This window comes from Virgibacillus salexigens (assembly GCF_014905415.1).
GTDB classification, from domain to species: Bacteria; Bacillota; Bacilli; order Bacillales; family Amphibacillaceae; genus Virgibacillus; species Virgibacillus salexigens.
In genome coordinates, this window is sequence record NZ_BNEO01000002.1 from 1053213 (window position 1) to 1068774 (window position 15562).

The window sequence follows — 15562 nt, forward strand, 5'->3', positions numbered from 1 at the left end:
GACCATTACACTTAGGACATTTCAAGCCATCACGTAACTTGTGTGATGTCTCTTCCCAACCGCATGTTTTATCTATGCAATAATGTGTAGTTCTCTTCCACTTCATTTGTTAGTCGCCTCATTTCGTGTAGGTATCGAACCATTTATTAATATACTTGGTCCACTCATCTTTTCTGTATTGTCTATCGATGTCCTGTTCCAGTCTACTTAGACATTCCTCTTTACTTACATCACAGAAGATAAGCTCTGCACTTAAATCATCGGTCAATCTATCACGCTTATATTTGTCGGCATACCCACCAACTATCCAAGCGTTATGCCATTTGCCATACCGTGTTCGTATATTATCAATTAGCTGGTTATGAATACCTATTACGTTTGTGTATAAATTATCTGGCTTATCGTAGGAAGGAAGCATAGATACTGCAGCATACAATGCATCCATATCAACAACTAAATCCCCACGCTCGATGTTCTGTTTGACTAATGTGGATTTACCACTCATTGGTGGACCATATACCAAGTACACTTCTTTAGCTCCTTGGTACCCAAAGCGCTTATGTTCTTTGTTGTGGCAATCAAAACAAATGAGTTCTATGTTATCAGGATTAAGACTGATCGTATGATCATGAACGTTTTCAGGTGTTAATTCTTTAATGTGGTGTCCGATTATGTCTTTTGACTTTGCAATGATTTCCCCACAATGAGTACATCTATTGCCTCGTTCATTAATCAAATGAAGCCTTAATTGGATCCACTCATCTGTAGCATAGAAGGATTTTAGTATTGCATGTTTTGCCATTACTCTTCTCCTTTACCATGTCTTAGATTCTACAGCTTTTATATCAGCTTTCATTTTCTCTACACGTAAACGATGTTCTTCTTTAACTTCATCTGGTGGCATTGATCTAATCATTTCTTCATATTGTTTTATTTTATTTGATAATGCTCTTCCTGCTGCAGCTTGTGACGTTAATGCTTTGGCTTGTTTATCCCAAGCAAATTGTATTTCGTATTCACGTTCTCCACTAACCTCTTGATACTCTTCAACCATTTCGCCATGTTCATTTACCGTTTCTACTTTTTCCTTGAAGTATTTTTCCTTCTTCAACTCTTTAGTCATATCGTCTTGATCTTTTACAAACATTAACTTTTGAGCACGAATGAAGTTAGTAAAGCTAATAAGAATGTCTTCATACAAAATATCAAGCATGGTCATTCCATCTCTAGCAGAATCATATATCTCTTGGGTTTCCTCATCATCAGGCAACCATTTCCGAAACAACCCATGTTTAACAGCATTATCATTCCCTTTAGGAGCACCGCCACCTTTATTACCAACTGCATTTTTATTTCGATAAGGCGCTCCCCTTTTCGGTGGAGTGTCTGGAATTTCGTCCCACTTATCAACGCTTTTCCACTTTCGAACTAATCCAGGACTAATACCTAATTCTTCTGCAATTTGTTTAGGCTTCTTTTCTCTGTTGCTTTTAAGCCATATTTTAAGGGCTTTTAGTCTATTAGGACTTATAGGTCTAGCCAATCATTAAACACCCCACCTCCAAGCTTAATTGAGTTTGTTTTCACATTTTTAAAATTCACCCTAAACGAGGATAAAGAAAAATGAAATTTAACTGGAAAAATCAATAAAATTAAACATATAAAAATAACCACAAATCTCCTAAAATATGGTTATAGAGTGAAACATAATTTATATTCTGTTGAAGTGATTAGTCACATTAAATCTGTTGATGAATTTCATGTCTTTTAACTTTTTAAAAATGAGTAAGACATAGCCCTATTTTTGGTTCACTTATTTCTTATTTTAGCCTTAAAATAGCTGCATCCATCATGTCTTGTGTTATGCCAATATAACGTAAAGTAACCGATGGATCACTATGTCCAAACATATCCATTAGTAACGCTAAGTTTCTTGGGTCTTGCATATAAAGATGATATCCCCATGTCTTTCTTAACGTATGTGTCCCTATTTCCTGTAATCCAAATTGACTAGCAGCATCGTTCAAAATTTTATATACAGTGCTTCTATCAATTGGCTGGTTCTTTAAACGGCTCTTCGTTTTAATTTGTCTACTAGCAAATAAAAATTCATGATCACTCTTTCCAGAAATATATCTATCTAGATCTTCACGAATGGAAGGATGGATAATGAATTTTTTTCTGTTTTTATTCTTAATTTCTTGAATGTTCACATGAGATCCTCTTACCATCCAAACTCGAATTACACGGAGATCACTTACACGTAAGCCACTGTAAATACCTAAACAAAATAATAAGTAATTACGTAAACTCCTTAATTTGTAATAATGTTTAATTCCTTCAATGACATCTGGATCCCTGATAGGTTGAACAAAATTCATCTCATTCGCTCACCTTCTTTCCATTCATAAAAAATAGCACCCAAGCTATAAGCCTAGGTGCTCACACATATAAACACAATATATCGTAAACAACACGTACCGAGTTCCAAAATAGGATGGATCTTAGTTTTTGTTTACACTAACATAATAACAAGATTTTAGGTGCCAAAACGGACATGAATCGGACATTTTATAAATAAATCTTTCCAATCATCCTTATTGATCTAAAATATTTCCGTAATGTTGGTGACATTTCTCTTATGTTTGATTCAACAACTGTAAGAGTACCTTCATAACCACGAGACAAATGAGAAAAGGAATCCTGTACTTTATCTTCGTCAATAGTTACATCCATTTCCTGCACACCTTTTATGACATTCATTTCTTGATAACTATCGCTTTCCTCGTCATATACCGCATAATAAATTGTGTCCATGTTCATCTCCACCCCAATACCTCTAAAGTAGCTTGTATAATTTCATTTCTCCATCTTCTAGCCTGTCTTTCACTAACATCTAATCTTAAGGATATTCCTTCCCAAGTCATTTTTTTATGCTTACTCCAATACCTTAATCTGACCAATTCCTTATAATCATCTGGTAAAGCATTATATACTTGATCAATGGCATCAGCTATTTCCGTAAGATAATTTAGCTGTTTATTTGTAGTTAATCTTGTTGCAATTCGTTCTGTTGGATTACCAGGATTTCTTACTGAGTTAGCGCCTTTTACAATCGTTGGATCGTCTGGATCCTCATCAAATGGATTCATAATATTTTCACGTAATCTAGCAATTTCTTTTAACGTATGGTGGTAGTTATACCATTCTGATTCAGCATGTTTAAATGTTATTTTCTTTGGTTTAATTGCTGTTTGCATGAATCAACCTCCTAACCTTTATTCATTGAATGCTTGTCGTAGACTATCTTTTAGGATTTCCTCAGCTCTAGGAAAAGTAAGCTTTTCATCCGTTGTAATTTGTGTACATTGTTCTTGCCAAGTTTCACCTATCTTTAACTCATAATCAATAAAGTAAGTGTTTAGTAGACTAACTGATACTACTTTACCCCCATTTATTAAAATTTTCTCATAATCCTGTTTGATTCCAGTAACAATAATCAATACCCATTCTCCTGCCTTTCATGGTTCACTTTATTTTTATTAAGATATGCTTGTTCGATCTGTTCCCAAGTGAAACCTAGCATTTCACCTAAGCCAATAAATAAGGGAACAATATACATGTAGTTGTTGTGATTAGTAATAGAGCTAAAATCTCCAATCTTATCAAACAGATAATTGAATTGAGCAGTAATACTATTCCTTTTCAATCCTTCAACCGCACATAAATTAAAATTCTTGTTATCGTTACCTCTTTCCAACCCAATACTCAAAATAAAGTGCAGGCAGTCTACGTACTCCTTTAATGCCCTTTCATAATTATTTTTCTTATGTGACCAGAACTTGAATACCTCTGGAAGTTCATTAGCTAACTCTCCTAATTCAACTTGTAGAGAGAGTATCTTATCATCAAGCAAATCTTGACCATGTAAATTTTGTTCGTCTTTTATATGATCATCTAGCCGTTTTTGAATTGGCATTAATTTATTTAAATTCATTGTTTGACCTCCTGTTTTATAATCTATTCTTCTTCTAGTAATTGCACAGAGGCTTGCGACAATCCTAACTGTTCTCTATTAGTATTAATTCGCTCTATCCCTCTGTTACAGTAGTCTTGATCTAATTCAAACCCAATCCAGTTACGCTTAGTATTATCTGCAGCAAGTGCGGTAGTACAAGAACCCATACAGTTATCCAAAACAAGATCTCCTCTATTCGTATAGGTCTTAATTAAGTATTCAAATAAGGTTAAAGGCTTTTGCGTTGGATGGAATGTCTTTTTATCTCGAGAATAATCTAGAATGGATCTTGGATAATTTGTATGAGTAGTGGTATGTTCCTTCGTTAAACCCTTTCCTAATAAATCGCCACCTTTCCTTCTACTAGATTTCCTTACCTTCACTAAAGGGATAATCCCCTGCGGATGATACGTTGGTAGCTTTTTATAAAATACGCAGATGTTTTCATGATTTTTCAATGGCATACGCTTAGCATTCTGAAAACCCGTTGTGTGTCTCCCTTTCTTCCAGATCCACTCATATCTAAACCAGCTCATATTACTCGAAATTAGCTTAGTAGTAAAAGGCTGACTAGCTGTTAATACAATAGCTCCATTATCTTTGATAATCCGTTTATATTGCTCCCACAACTGGTCAAAAGGAATAATCTCATCCCATCTGCAGTTCGTTGTTCCATATGGTAGATCACATAAAATCATATCAATAGACTTATCCTCTAATTTCTTCATTCCTTCGATGCAATCACTGTTGTAAATGGTGTTCTTTTCTAGTGTCATTTCGTTTCCCCTCTCGATGTGATAATATATCTACACAAGGGAACGTTTGTTCTTATTTGTTGGAGACTCGGTCAGGAGTCTCTTTTTACTAATTCCACTTTTTCAAAGCTGTGTATTGTTCTTCTGTAAGTTTCACGAATACCGGTTCATAGTGTTCGAACCATCTTTCTACATCGAAACTTATTAGAGCATCATCACCAAACTTGTCTATCATGAATTTTTTGTATGCTTTGGACTCTCCTAAAAGGGCTTCTACATCTTCATCAGTAGGCATTGAATGACCATCTCTAACAATTAAGAATGCATTCTCTAATGATTCATGTGCTACGTCTAAATCTTCATCTGACCAATCACCTGCATCTAGTCCATTTGACAAGTAACGATCTATTTTATTTTTGTTCTTAAATGCTATTGCTGGTATCATCACTAGACCTCCTTCATCCGATAAGCAAACGGACGTTTTATTTTGCCTTTTCGTGATTGATGGAATAGAGCCAGAAATACTTCATCTGGATGCCTTCGAATCTTAAAAGCTATCTGCTCTACGTCCTTGCCATTGTTCCATTGCTTAGTAATTTCTTTGAGTTGATGCTTAGGAAAAGCAAGTTCTAAATCTTCCAGCACAAATTCATAACCACCTGTTTCTGGAAGAATAGGTACATTTGATAAGCTTGCTGTATTCATGCCGACTCCCTCATTGATTGCTCCAATCTAGCTTTTAAGCGTTCCAAATCGCTATCATCCCGAACAAAGTCACAATGACTGTCTGGGCATGGTCTAAATTCCAAAAAGTAGCCGTTATCTATTGCTAGACCGCCTGTACCGTTGCATGTTTTACACATGAGCTTCCTCCTCTAACACGTCATATATCGTCAATTGATTCTTTTCAAATTCTTCATCAGCAATGGCATTTAAATGCTTCTCATAACAAACAGGACCGTAACCACGTTCAATGCTCTTTTTATCCTTTGGCTTTCTGCCACAAGTGGCGCATTCTGTGTGATTCATTAAAAGCGCTCCTTTCTTCTATAGCTTTCACCTTCTAATCTGACCGCAGTGGCCATGTCCATCATTCGATCAATAATTCTCGGACCATTATTGCCATATTTTTTATTTAATTCACTCTCTGAATAGTTGGTTGTACATACTGTTGCTTTCTCTAAGCGCATATCAAAGACTTTGTACAACACATCCGATGCCCATGATTCATGTCCCATTTCGTTAGCCTTTACGTATTCAGATCCAATATCATCTAAAACTAATAAGTCTAGTTCATTAATCATTTTGAAAATCTGTTCCTCAGTTATACCTGAATGGTTGCTATAAGTATTCTTGATATGATCAAAGAGATCTGTAACTTTGATATATAGAACCTTTTTCTTTTTATCTCTAATCGCTTTAGCAATCGCATAAGCAAGATGGCTTTTCCCTAGTCCTGGGGAACCGCTAAAAGCTAAGGAACTTTTTCCATCAAATTCTTTAACAAATTTTATCGCTGCCTGCTTTGCTTTTAACTGTGAATCATATCTAGAATCTGGCTTATATGAATTAACTGATACACTTCTCAAGTCACTCGTAACACGTTCAAAACTTAGAATAAAATTTAAATCTTTATTTTTTATGTAATCATCTCGTGATGGAAGATTTAAATTTTTCTTAAACTGTTCATCTGTACAAGGCTTGCAAGCTCCCATAATTCCTCTTGGAGTATCATATAGTTTGAATACCGTCCCACACCGTTCACATTCTTTTTCTCCTGCTTCTTTAAAAGGAAAGGCTTCTCCAGCAATATCTTTAAATGATTTCATGATTACACCTCCTAGAATCTATCCTTCTGAGGATTGAAGGCTTGTCCATTATTTTTTGTTTTTGGTTCTTTTCCGTAACCCCTTCTCATAAAATTACTTAAAGGATCGGCTTCATCAAGAAACTTCCTAACATCTTTGTCTCTCATAAAATCAGCCAACGGATATTTATGATTGAACCAGTGGATATTACTGTGATAAACAGAGGCATAATTATCAATGGCTTTTGCTAAATCTTCATAACTGTAATCTCTTAATCTAGCTTTTATTGATCTTTTCATTGAATCAGTTAATTTCTGATGGCGAATAATATTTTTTGAAATATAGTGATCAAAAAGATCACGAATGTATTTATTATTTATATCTTTTTCTTTATCTATATCTAATTCTAATTCTTCTTCTGTTCCGTTACCTTGCGTTACTGTAACGTTACTTTCCTCTTTTCCATCTTCCAACCTTTTGTTTTCACGGTGTTTAGCTACTCTTTTTCTTGTTTGTTCTCTTATTTTTTCTAGTCCAGCTGTATTTTGGTGTTTCTCCCAGTTGGAAATACTGATAAATGATTTTTCATCTATTTCAATCATTCCAAAATTTTTAAAAGTAGTTAACGCTAGTCGTACAGTATTTAGTGGACGATTAAAAATTGTTGCTAACATTTCATCTGTGTAAGGAATATTTTCACTTAGATAAATATATCCACTTGCATTTGTTTTACCAGCTTGTGATAATAATTTGATCCAAATGACAAGAATGGTATCAGCCTCTGGCATCTGTTCAATTAGTCTGATTTTTTCATCCTCAAACATTTTGGTACTTAACTTTATCCATTTCACTTCACTCACTATGTTCACCTGCCTTTTTTGCAATCCTTTCACATATTGCAAAGCCATTTTCTACATACAAGACATGATAGTGAGGATAACGTTGCATATACTGCAGTACACTAGAGTAAAATTCATCCTCGCTAATTGGTTGCTCATACACCCATTTTGGAAGCAATACCTTATAAGGAACTAGCATCGTTATCCTCCTACATGTTGGTTTAGTATTATATAGGTCTCCAAGAACGTACCCACTGCATCGATTCATCAAAATCTAATCGTCTTACTTCACGGTAAGTAGGAGCATGAAAGGCTCGATATAATTGACTATATATGTTTGAATACATTTGTTGTTTTGTTTCTAATGCACCTGTTATACCTTCATCCCAAAGCCTTTCAACTCGCTTTTTCACAGCATGATTTAATGATGTAGCTTGTCCATGACTAAGTTTCAGTTCATTATTAAATCGAGATTCTAAGGTAGTAACCTTTACTTTCACATCAGACAGTTCTTCAGATGTATCTAGAGATAGTTTCATAGATGCAATTAACTGTTCTTTTTCCGAAAGCACTCTCGGTTCTTTTAATTGTTTTTCCATCTTTCGAAAGGCAGAAATATATTTTTCTTTAAACTCTGCAGCTTTCTTTCCCGTATAACCCATAACAAGAAAGGAGAATCCATCTTGAGTAATATAAAACATAGGATATTCCTTTCCTCGGACTTCATAATTTGACTCCTTAAAATTTAGGAGTGAAAATTCCGTACTACATTCTAAAGTCCGAATATCTCTAATAACATTGTCATGTCGCTTTTTAAATACATGAGCTACTGTCAAACTATCTGTAACGACTTCCTTATTCTTAATAAAGACTAATTTATCCAAACGGTCATCCTCCTAAATTGATTGTTGTCATACGAAAACCGATAAGCTATAATATAGCTAGATTTATCAAATTTTTATCCTTTGTTCGACTCGCTGCGCCAACAGTGAGTTATTTTTTTGTCTACATAAGAAATAAAATCATCACTACAACGGACAAACTTCCTGCTAGATTGATAGAAAAGTCTTTTGCTGAATACAATGGTTCTCACCTCCTTCAAATCATTAATATTATTACTCCAACCCAAACTGCCAAGGTGACTATCGGGAAAAATACATCTGGATCTGTTAACTTACTCAAAAGAAATTCCTCCGAATAGCTTCCTTTTGTTTTTCAGTTAGTTCTTCTGTTGCATTATCAATATTAATCTTTTGATCACGTAACAAAGCAATATTATCCATCCAATTAGCTGCGTTTCTAAATGATTGAGCAGCTTCACCAAAGTCAGCTAATAGTACATTTTCTAAGCCCTGCATCATGTCCTTCTCATAGTTACTTAGGTTTTTAGCAGCGTTTTCCTGATCACTTTTCATGAACATTGATAGATTAATAGATTCATCCACTTCTATTTCACCCCCTCAAAGAATCTTGCATAGCTAACTTGTCGATAAAGCTTAATCACTTGAGGATTATGATAATTAAACGCTGCAGAGTAAAAATTAGGTATGTTATAGGTTTGTTCCATATCTGTCATTAAAATTGATAACCGGTTTGTTCTTACTGGCTCTTTTGATTCATTGATTTCATTGAAACGTTTACGGAAGTATTCTATTTCTTCATGTGTCATCCAGTGGTTACCCCCTATCTTGAGAATATTTGACCAAAATGTTTATCCAAAAACTCTGCCATTTTATTAGCTTGAAAACTCCAGGTTTGCCCTTTGCTTTTTGGGTAAAAGACAAACCCACCATTTTCTATATCAAGAATTTTTCTGAATTTAGAAGGATAAAGGATATTCTCTTTAATCCATTCACTTTTTCGGTTAATTCGTTTTTCTAGATCCTTCATATTCCAATAAACACCGGATAATTCCTGTTTATGCAATTCTTGAAGTTCTATTTTAGAAATAAGTACAGTGTCTTTTGGAATTGGAATCGATAAGCTAACATCTAGTTGCTGCATTTTTGTCCCCCCATTTATTTCATGTTACATGAAGTTTTCAAATAAAAAAATTTCTTCTATACTTTTGCCAAACTTTCTAGAGATAATAAACATCTCGTTTAACTTAAACTGTGATACTCCTTTCTCTTTGTTTACGTAGGTGCGTAACTCTACACCTATTAAGTCGGCCATATCTTTTTGGGTTAAGTTGTTGTATTTTCTAATGCCTGCCAACTTACATTGAATTACCAATTGATCACCTCCAACCCCTTCAACATGATTTCATATTACATGAAGCCACCCTAGGTGTCAACGATAAACTTCATATAATGTGAAAAAAATGTATAAAAACTTCATGCAATATGATATAATAGTAGTAACATTTTAGTTGAAGGAGTAGTAGTAATGAATGAAAAAGAGTTGGCAGTATTCGTCGGAGAAAGAATTAAAGAAGAACGGAAAAAGAAAGGGTTAACTCAGAAAGAATTAGGAGAGAAAATTGGTGTTAAGCACAACACCATTTCATCATATGAAAAAGGGACTAACGCCCCTGAACAAAATGCAATTTTTAAAATAGCAAGAGCTCTTAATGTGAAAGTTGATGATTTATTCCCTTCTAACTCGCAAGCAAATTCGGCAGACGATTTGCAAAGAGCATTAGAAATGGCAAAGGAAATGGACATCAAAGATATCCAACTTCTAAAAGGGCTAATTGAAAAGACCCTTTCTTTAAAAGACGAAGAAAGGGAAAAGTTTCTTGAAAGTATTAGATTTACAGTAGACTTTTACGATAATATGAATAAATAAGTTCATCTACTTTTTAATCTTTTCTTCCCTGCTATTAACAATATTCACAAAATGGACAAGTAAAACTAAAACATCATCTGTCATAACATCGCCGCCTTTAAGAAGTGTTTAAAAAAACTAAATAAGGAAGGTGTCTATTTGGCTTATAAAGTCGGAAGATGCCTGCTTCAATTTCGTTTGGATCAATCATTTATGACTCAGCAAGAATTAGCTGATAAGCTCGGCGTCACAAAACAACAAATCAGTAAGTATGTTCTCGATCGGCAGAAGATGTCTTTACAGGTTGCTAAGAACATTGCATCTATATTAAATTGTCGTATCGAAGATCTTTACGAATGGATTGAAGTAGGTTCTAACGAGTAGATTTAGTATCTACTCAACGACAAAGTAAGCCAAACAACTTACTTTATTTATACCACATTTTGGTAATAAATTCATTGGTAATTGTTACACCTTTTTAATATATTTGTAACTTTCTTGAAATCATTGTATCATAAAAAGAACAAATGTTCTAGTTTTCTATAAAAAAAATTGGAGGTATCATCATGGCAAGTTTCACAAAACGCGGTAAGACGTGGCAATACACTATTAGTCGTATGGTAAACGGTAAATCCAAACCAATAAGAAAAGCAGGATTTAAAACAAAAAAAGAGGCTCAAGTAGCAGCTTCTGAGGTTGAATCAGAATTAAGAAAAGGAATTGTACCACATTTAAATTTGGAACCTTTTGATCAATACTTTGAGGATTGGTTAAATCTTTATAAAACTAATATATCTAGCAATACTTTAGAAAGGTACAGGAACACTCTTCAAACCGTAAAAGAGTATTTCGGGGATAAACCCCTTCAACAGATAACAAAACGCTCATATCAAACTTTTTTAAACGAATATGCAGATGGCCATGCTAAAACAACAGTAAGGAAATTAAATACTCATATTCGAGCATGTGTGAAGGATGCAATTGACGAAGGTATTATAAGATCCGATTTCACAAGAAACGTGGTTTTCTCTGGGGAAGAATCAAAACGATCTGATCAAAAACATCTAAATTATGAGGATAGTACAAAATTATTAAATGAAATATATAAACGCTTAAATAAATCGTTGGGCTATTATTTATTGCTGTTAGGACTTACATCTGGAATGCGTTTTGGAGAGATTGTTGGATTGACTCGCAAGGACTTTGATTTTGATAATAATGAGATAACGATAAGCAAAACCTGGGGCTATACAAAGAAAATGGAAGAGGGTTTTGGAAAGACTAAGAATGAAAATTCTAATCGTGTTATTAAAATGGATAAGCGAACAATGGTAGCTTTTAATAATTTGTTCAATTCGATGCCAGATAATATTCATCGTCTTGTTTTCTTTAGTCCTCAATCAAAATATAAAGTAATCAGTAATAACGCTGCTAACAAGTTACTCAATACTGTATTAAATGATTTAGATATCGATTCAATTACAGTTCATGGTCTTAGACATACTCACGCAAGTGTATTAATTTACCAGAAGATATCTATATATTATGTTTCGGAAAGATTAGGCCACTCTGATATAGATACTACAATGAATCACTACGCTCATTTGCTTAAAGAATTACGTGAACAAGATGAGAAAAATACAACCAACATATTTGATAATATGGTTGTGTAAAATATGTGTAAAATGAAATCAATTTATATCGTTTTAAATCGACTTCTTACCAGCTTTAAATACAATAAAAAAATACGCCTAAATGTTAACCTATCAACATTTAAACGCATTTTTTATCTTTATTAATCTTAACCTATATTTTCTTAATGACGTCCCAGGCAGGATTCGAACCTGCGACCCACAGCTTAGAAGGCTGTTGCTCTATCCTGCTGAGCTACTGGGACAAAATTTTTATGTATGGAGCGGGTGAAGGGAATCGAACCCTCGTCATCAGCTTGGAAGGCTGAGGTTTTACCATTAAACTACACCCGCAATTTTTATGAGATAAACGCTTATAAATTAAGTAATATGTAATGACTCGTTTTTAACGGACAAGAATCATTATATAAACTTATAGGTGGTTTGTCAATACTTTCTAGTAAATCCATTAAAAAACTCATCCATTCTTATTACATTCAATGGATGAGTTTTAAAGATTATAATTTTGCCTCGTATTGTAAGTCATCAATCACCTTACCATCTGCAGTAAAGAACTCAACGGATATCGATGCTTTTGATTCCCATTCCATTATTGCGTATGTTTTTTCTTTACGCATACGTGGAAGCCTAATGCTTCCAGGATTAATCAATAATTGATCTCCTTGTTGTACAGCTCCAGCAAGATGTGTATGGCCAAAACAAATAATTTGAGCACCTAATTCTTCTGCTCGATAAGAAACATGCATCAAATTTGCTTTCACTTGGTGGAGATGGCCATGGACAATGAAAAAGGTTAGTCCATTAATTGATAACATCTGTTCTTCTGGGTACCTTGTATCAAAGTCACAGTTCCCCATAACTGTATAAAATCCAGCCATTGGTGGTTCGTCCAAATCTAACTCCGAATCTCCGCAATGAATTCGATAATCGACATCGTGACGTGCTTTAATCTTGTCTAATTCGTCAGTTAACCCATGGCTGTCACTTAAAATAAGTACTTTTGCCATTGAAATCATCCTATTCCTTAGTATAATGATCGATTTTTACGTATGGTTTCTTCTAACTGTAAGATCGCGTTCTTACGATGGCTAATTTGATTTTTCACTTTCGGAGATAACTCTGCCATCGTTTCTTGATATCCATCAGGAATAAAGATTGGATCATAACCGAACCCATTCTTTCCACTTGGAGCAATTGAAATATGACCATTACATATTCCTTGATAAAATTGGGTTTCTGTGTTTGGCCTTGCAACTGCTAATACACATATAAACCTTGCCGTTCGATCTTTTTGTGGTACGCCTTCTAATTCAGTCAATACTTTGTTTATATTTGCTTGATCATTTTTATCCTCTCCAGCATATCTCGCTGAATAGACACCTGGCCTGCCGTCTAAAGCATCAATAATCAATCCTGAATCATCTGCAAGTACTGGCTGAGATAAGATATTGGCAATGGTTTCAGCTTTTAATGCAGCATTTTGCTCAAATGTTTCACCCGTTTCTTCTACGTCAGGCAGTTCTTCTCGTTCATTCAATGATACAGCAGCCATATCATATGCATTAAAAAATTCTTTAAACTCTGTCGCCTTGCCTTTATTTTTTGTAGCAATAATAATTTGTTTCATTATTATTCTCCTTTTTCGTCAACGAGCTCACCGATGTGATTTGCATACTCACCTAGTGCTTCACGTTGCTTTTCAAATATACGTTGCATTCCTTCATCTGCTAACTGCAACATAGCCTGAAGTTGCTTATTGCTAAACGTGGCTTCTTCTCCCGTTCCTTGAATTTCTACAAATTCACCGGAACCAGTCATTACGATGTTCATATCTACAAGTGCTTGGGAATCTTCTTGATAATTTAAATCAAGGATTTCGCTATTATCAGGTAAAACGCCTACAGAAGTTGCTGCAAGAAAGTCCGTTACTGGCATTTTCTTAAGCGTTTTATTCTCTATTAAAGTCGAAAAAGCTAATACTACAGCTACAAATGCTCCCGTAATCGAAGCCGTTCTTGTACCACCATCAGCTTGAATGACGTCACAATCAACCCATACGGTTCGCTCACCAATACTATCTAAATCAACAACTGACCGTAAAGCTCTTCCAATTAATCGTTGTATTTCCATCGTCCTGCCACTAACCTTACCTTTTGACGATTCTCGTATATTCCGTTGTTCGGTAGCCCTAGGCAGCATTGCATACTCTGCTGTAATCCAGCCCTTCCCTTGGCCACGCATGAATGGAGGAACTCTATCTTCAATGCTAGCATTGCAAATTACTTTTGTATCACCTACTTGAATCAGTACAGAACCTTCCGGATGCTGCAGGAAATTCGTTATGATTGTAATTGGTCGTAAACTGTTACGGTTTCGTTGATCATTTCTCATCTTAACTCCTCCTTCGTTCAATCATTAGCTTAACATATTTTTTATCGAAACCACTATAGAAATACATGCTATACTAATTTATCCATGCATATAGCATAAGATAATTCTTCAAACATGGGATTTGCGCTTATCCCTACGTATCCTCTTTATAATCATCTTATCTATAAGGATATTATTGCCATTTACCTTGAATAAAAGCATAAAAAAAAGAGGCTTGCTGAAAGCCTCGACCTAATTATATTTCTTCCGTAGGAGTAAATTGCTGTTTAGTTACTGGTTCCGTGTAAGCTTCCCCATTTTCATTAACTAGCTGTTCCACATTTTCAACACTTACTTGGACGGCATCGACCCCTTTAACTTCTGTCATCGTACGTACGATTGTTTCCATGACCTCATCAGAAATCACTGCCTTTTCCCCATCTTTTAAAATATCATTATTGAATTGAAGTTGTAAGATACCATCTTTCAAGGATGGCTTACTTGTTAACGTCGTCGTAGGATTAAATACTTGGGTGACATTGCTTTGTACACCTGGCCCATCAACAAGATTCTCTACTATGGCACTTAGTTCATCAGCATCTTGTTTTTGTTCAACATATTGAGTTACCGGTACATAGTAACGATTTTCATCATGTTCCGCAGGGTAAAACATCGTAACCGTTTTACTTTGCATTAAGTCAGAAGTACCTGTATCCGTAACATTGATTCCATTAGCTCTTGAGTATCCTTGGCTGATCGGTGTGCCATTAACTGGCATCTCGCTTAAGGCTTTTCCTTCCATCTGTAATTGAACGTCTTTGACATTTTCAAATTGAGTTAAGGAATAAGTAACTGCCTCAAGTATTTTCTTTTCGTCGTTCGCTTCATAGTTCGAAAATTCTTCAGATAAATTAACAATCATGGTTCCGTCTTCTTGCAGGTCAATTCCCAACACCTCTGTGCCAGCTGGTAACACTGCCTGAAATCCATTTGGCAAGATCTGCGCTACTGGACCATCTTTAACGAGATACTCCAACACTTGGGAAGCTACTTCCTTTGATTCTGGATTTGGCAGTTCTAATGTTTGGGATGCGACCATTCCATTTGCGTCCATAAGATAAAGTTCTCTTGCAACCGTTTCACTCTTTGGCTGCTCGCCTTCTTTAGCATTTTCCTTCTGTTCTCCTGATTGTGAATCTTCCAAGTTATCAACTGGTTCCGCATTTTGTGGCGGATCCATTTCTTCCTTTAATGATTGTTCCCCCTGAAAGCATCCTGCTAATATAACGGACATCGTTAATGTCCCTGCTATTAGTAATCCGCGCTTGTGCATATTTTTCCCTCCTACGAT

General features: G+C 35.1%; 27 protein-coding genes and 2 tRNA genes. 3 read left to right on the forward strand and 26 right to left on the reverse strand.

Annotated elements, in window-relative coordinates; genetic code table 11:
- Positions 1-118 precede the first annotated feature (118 nt).
- The 20 genes from JKP73_RS13250 to JKP73_RS13345 form a co-directional block, all read right to left on the reverse strand.
- Entirely contained in the window at positions 119-802 is a 684-nt protein-coding gene (locus tag JKP73_RS13250; RefSeq protein ID WP_200411385.1) for an HNH endonuclease, read from the reverse strand.
- A gap of 12 nt (positions 803-814) precedes the next feature.
- Positions 815-1543, reverse strand: coding sequence for a phage terminase small subunit (gene terS / locus JKP73_RS13255; RefSeq protein WP_188943304.1), 729 nt, complete (start codon positions 1541-1543; stop codon positions 815-817).
- Between the two features lie 277 nt (positions 1544-1820).
- Entirely contained in the window at positions 1821-2381 is a 561-nt protein-coding gene (locus tag JKP73_RS13260; protein ID WP_188943303.1) for a tyrosine-type recombinase/integrase, read from the reverse strand.
- A gap of 190 nt (positions 2382-2571) precedes the next feature.
- Positions 2572-2817: a hypothetical protein gene (locus JKP73_RS13265; protein ID WP_188943301.1), complete on the reverse strand. Its 246-nt coding sequence runs from the start codon at positions 2815-2817 to the stop codon at positions 2572-2574.
- A gap of 2 nt (positions 2818-2819) precedes the next feature.
- Positions 2820-3260 (reverse strand): DUF722 domain-containing protein, encoded by a 441-nt coding sequence (locus JKP73_RS13270; protein ID WP_188943299.1) that lies wholly within the window; start codon positions 3258-3260, stop codon positions 2820-2822.
- 18 nt (positions 3261-3278) lie between these two features.
- Positions 3279-3503 (reverse strand): hypothetical protein, encoded by a 225-nt coding sequence (locus JKP73_RS13275; RefSeq protein ID WP_200411386.1) that lies wholly within the window; start codon positions 3501-3503, stop codon positions 3279-3281.
- Complete coding sequence (locus JKP73_RS13280; protein WP_200411387.1) at positions 3500-3997, reverse strand: dUTP diphosphatase; 498 nt, start codon at positions 3995-3997, stop codon at positions 3500-3502. The genes JKP73_RS13275 and JKP73_RS13280 overlap by 4 nt, the downstream gene beginning before the upstream one ends.
- Positions 3998-4020: 23 nt before the next feature.
- A complete protein-coding gene (locus tag JKP73_RS13285; protein WP_200411388.1) occupies positions 4021-4794 on the reverse strand; it encodes a DNA-methyltransferase in 774 nt (257 codons plus the stop codon).
- A gap of 88 nt (positions 4795-4882) precedes the next feature.
- Positions 4883-5218, reverse strand: coding sequence for a hypothetical protein (locus JKP73_RS13290; protein WP_200411389.1), 336 nt, complete (start codon positions 5216-5218; stop codon positions 4883-4885).
- 2 nt (positions 5219-5220) lie between these two features.
- A complete protein-coding gene (locus JKP73_RS13295) occupies positions 5221-5478 on the reverse strand; it encodes a lysophospholipid acyltransferase family protein (protein ID WP_200411390.1) in 258 nt (85 codons plus the stop codon).
- Positions 5475-5636, reverse strand: a complete 162-nt coding sequence (locus JKP73_RS13300; protein WP_200411391.1) for a hypothetical protein — start codon at positions 5634-5636, stop codon at positions 5475-5477. The genes JKP73_RS13295 and JKP73_RS13300 overlap by 4 nt, the downstream gene beginning before the upstream one ends.
- Positions 5629-5802 (reverse strand): DUF6011 domain-containing protein, encoded by a 174-nt coding sequence (locus JKP73_RS13305; RefSeq protein WP_200411392.1) that lies wholly within the window; start codon positions 5800-5802, stop codon positions 5629-5631. The genes JKP73_RS13300 and JKP73_RS13305 overlap by 8 nt, the downstream gene beginning before the upstream one ends.
- Positions 5802-6602, reverse strand: a complete 801-nt coding sequence (locus JKP73_RS13310; protein WP_200411393.1) for an ATP-binding protein — start codon at positions 6600-6602, stop codon at positions 5802-5804. Before JKP73_RS13310 ends, JKP73_RS13305 begins: the two co-directional genes overlap by 1 nt.
- Positions 6603-6613: 11 nt before the next feature.
- A complete protein-coding gene (locus JKP73_RS13315) occupies positions 6614-7441 on the reverse strand; it encodes a phage replisome organizer N-terminal domain-containing protein (protein ID WP_200411394.1) in 828 nt (275 codons plus the stop codon).
- Complete coding sequence (locus JKP73_RS13320) at positions 7434-7619, reverse strand: hypothetical protein (protein ID WP_200411395.1); 186 nt, start codon at positions 7617-7619, stop codon at positions 7434-7436. Before JKP73_RS13320 ends, JKP73_RS13315 begins: the two co-directional genes overlap by 8 nt.
- 28 nt (positions 7620-7647) lie before the next feature.
- Positions 7648-8304, reverse strand: coding sequence for a Rha family transcriptional regulator (locus tag JKP73_RS13325; protein ID WP_200411396.1), 657 nt, complete (start codon positions 8302-8304; stop codon positions 7648-7650).
- 294 nt (positions 8305-8598) lie between these two features.
- On the reverse strand, positions 8599-8865 hold the full coding sequence (locus JKP73_RS13330; protein ID WP_200411397.1) for a hypothetical protein: 267 nt from the start codon (positions 8863-8865) through the stop codon (positions 8599-8601).
- Between the two features lie 2 nt (positions 8866-8867).
- A complete protein-coding gene (locus JKP73_RS13335; protein ID WP_200411398.1) occupies positions 8868-9089 on the reverse strand; it encodes a hypothetical protein in 222 nt (73 codons plus the stop codon).
- A 14-nt stretch (positions 9090-9103) separates the two neighbouring features.
- Positions 9104-9424, reverse strand: coding sequence for a DUF771 domain-containing protein (locus JKP73_RS13340; protein ID WP_200411399.1), 321 nt, complete (start codon positions 9422-9424; stop codon positions 9104-9106).
- A 24-nt stretch (positions 9425-9448) separates the two neighbouring features.
- The gene (locus JKP73_RS13345) at positions 9449-9649 is read right to left on the reverse strand and encodes a helix-turn-helix transcriptional regulator (protein ID WP_200411456.1); all 201 of its coding nucleotides are present in this window, start codon (positions 9647-9649) and stop codon (positions 9449-9451) included.
- 159 nt (positions 9650-9808) lie between these two features.
- On the opposite strand from JKP73_RS13345, the gene JKP73_RS13350 reads away from it, so the two are divergent.
- The 3 genes from JKP73_RS13350 (at position 9809) to JKP73_RS13360 (ending at position 11862) form a co-directional block, all read left to right on the forward strand.
- On the forward strand, positions 9809-10210 hold the full coding sequence (locus tag JKP73_RS13350) for a helix-turn-helix domain-containing protein (RefSeq protein WP_200411400.1): 402 nt from the start codon (positions 9809-9811) through the stop codon (positions 10208-10210).
- A 138-nt stretch (positions 10211-10348) separates the two neighbouring features.
- Entirely contained in the window at positions 10349-10573 is a 225-nt protein-coding gene (locus JKP73_RS13355; protein ID WP_200411401.1) for a helix-turn-helix transcriptional regulator, read from the forward strand.
- 182 nt (positions 10574-10755) lie between these two features.
- Positions 10756-11862 carry a site-specific integrase gene (locus tag JKP73_RS13360; RefSeq protein WP_200411402.1) on the forward strand — a complete coding sequence of 369 codons (1107 nt, stop codon included), beginning with the start codon at positions 10756-10758 and terminating at the stop codon, positions 11860-11862.
- 150 nt (positions 11863-12012) lie between these two features.
- Here the strand turns inward: JKP73_RS13360 and JKP73_RS13365 are convergent.
- The 6 genes from JKP73_RS13365 to JKP73_RS13390 form a co-directional block, all read right to left on the reverse strand.
- A tRNA-Arg gene (locus JKP73_RS13365) sits at positions 12013-12086 on the reverse strand.
- 14 nt (positions 12087-12100) lie between these two features.
- Positions 12101-12174: transfer RNA gene (locus tag JKP73_RS13370), tRNA-Gly, on the reverse strand.
- Between the two features lie 164 nt (positions 12175-12338).
- The gene (locus JKP73_RS13375) at positions 12339-12848 is read right to left on the reverse strand and encodes a metallophosphoesterase (RefSeq protein ID WP_038243362.1); all 510 of its coding nucleotides are present in this window, start codon (positions 12846-12848) and stop codon (positions 12339-12341) included.
- Between the two features lie 17 nt (positions 12849-12865).
- The gene (locus JKP73_RS13380) at positions 12866-13468 is read right to left on the reverse strand and encodes an XTP/dITP diphosphatase (protein ID WP_021290947.1); all 603 of its coding nucleotides are present in this window, start codon (positions 13466-13468) and stop codon (positions 12866-12868) included.
- 2 nt (positions 13469-13470) lie between these two features.
- Entirely contained in the window at positions 13471-14232 is a 762-nt protein-coding gene (rph, locus tag JKP73_RS13385; RefSeq protein ID WP_021290946.1) for a ribonuclease PH, read from the reverse strand.
- Between the two features lie 235 nt (positions 14233-14467).
- Positions 14468-15544: a GerMN domain-containing protein gene (locus tag JKP73_RS13390; RefSeq protein WP_021290945.1), complete on the reverse strand. Its 1077-nt coding sequence runs from the start codon at positions 15542-15544 to the stop codon at positions 14468-14470.
- Positions 15545-15562 lie beyond the last annotated feature (18 nt).

Bases quoted from the DNA above. Each gene is read 5' to 3' on its own strand.
- JKP73_RS13360 (WP_200411402.1), top strand. From the start codon at position 10,756: ATGGCAAGTTTCACAAAACGCGGTAAGACGTGGCAATACACTATTAGT.
- JKP73_RS13290 (WP_200411389.1), bottom strand. From the start codon at position 5,218: ATGATACCAGCAATAGCATTTAAGAACAAAAATAAAATAGATCGTTAC.
- JKP73_RS13285 (WP_200411388.1), bottom strand. From the start codon at position 4,794: ATGACACTAGAAAAGAACACCATTTACAACAGTGATTGCATCGAAGGA.
- JKP73_RS13305 (WP_200411392.1), bottom strand. From the start codon at position 5,802: ATGAATCACACAGAATGCGCCACTTGTGGCAGAAAGCCAAAGGATAAA.
- JKP73_RS13260 (WP_188943303.1), bottom strand. From the start codon at position 2,381: ATGAATTTTGTTCAACCTATCAGGGATCCAGATGTCATTGAAGGAATT.
- rph (WP_021290946.1), bottom strand. From the start codon at position 14,232: ATGAGAAATGATCAACGAAACCGTAACAGTTTACGACCAATTACAATC.
- JKP73_RS13340 (WP_200411399.1), bottom strand. From the start codon at position 9,424: ATGCAGCAACTAGATGTTAGCTTATCGATTCCAATTCCAAAAGACACT.
- JKP73_RS13380 (WP_021290947.1), bottom strand. From the start codon at position 13,468: ATGAAACAAATTATTATTGCTACAAAAAATAAAGGCAAGGCGACAGAG.
- JKP73_RS13295 (WP_200411390.1), bottom strand. From the start codon at position 5,478: ATGAATACAGCAAGCTTATCAAATGTACCTATTCTTCCAGAAACAGGT.
- JKP73_RS13270 (WP_188943299.1), bottom strand. From the start codon at position 3,260: ATGCAAACAGCAATTAAACCAAAGAAAATAACATTTAAACATGCTGAA.
- JKP73_RS13320 (WP_200411395.1), bottom strand. From the start codon at position 7,619: ATGCTAGTTCCTTATAAGGTATTGCTTCCAAAATGGGTGTATGAGCAA.
- JKP73_RS13300 (WP_200411391.1), bottom strand. From the start codon at position 5,636: ATGTGTAAAACATGCAACGGTACAGGCGGTCTAGCAATAGATAACGGC.
- JKP73_RS13280 (WP_200411387.1), bottom strand. From the start codon at position 3,997: ATGAATTTAAATAAATTAATGCCAATTCAAAAACGGCTAGATGATCAT.
- JKP73_RS13310 (WP_200411393.1), bottom strand. From the start codon at position 6,602: ATGAAATCATTTAAAGATATTGCTGGAGAAGCCTTTCCTTTTAAAGAA.
- JKP73_RS13350 (WP_200411400.1), top strand. From the start codon at position 9,809: ATGAATGAAAAAGAGTTGGCAGTATTCGTCGGAGAAAGAATTAAAGAA.
- JKP73_RS13265 (WP_188943301.1), bottom strand. From the start codon at position 2,817: ATGGACACAATTTATTATGCGGTATATGACGAGGAAAGCGATAGTTAT.
- JKP73_RS13390 (WP_021290945.1), bottom strand. From the start codon at position 15,544: ATGCACAAGCGCGGATTACTAATAGCAGGGACATTAACGATGTCCGTT.
- JKP73_RS13250 (WP_200411385.1), bottom strand. From the start codon at position 802: ATGGCAAAACATGCAATACTAAAATCCTTCTATGCTACAGATGAGTGG.
- JKP73_RS13375 (WP_038243362.1), bottom strand. From the start codon at position 12,848: ATGGCAAAAGTACTTATTTTAAGTGACAGCCATGGGTTAACTGACGAA.
- JKP73_RS13335 (WP_200411398.1), bottom strand. From the start codon at position 9,089: ATGACACATGAAGAAATAGAATACTTCCGTAAACGTTTCAATGAAATC.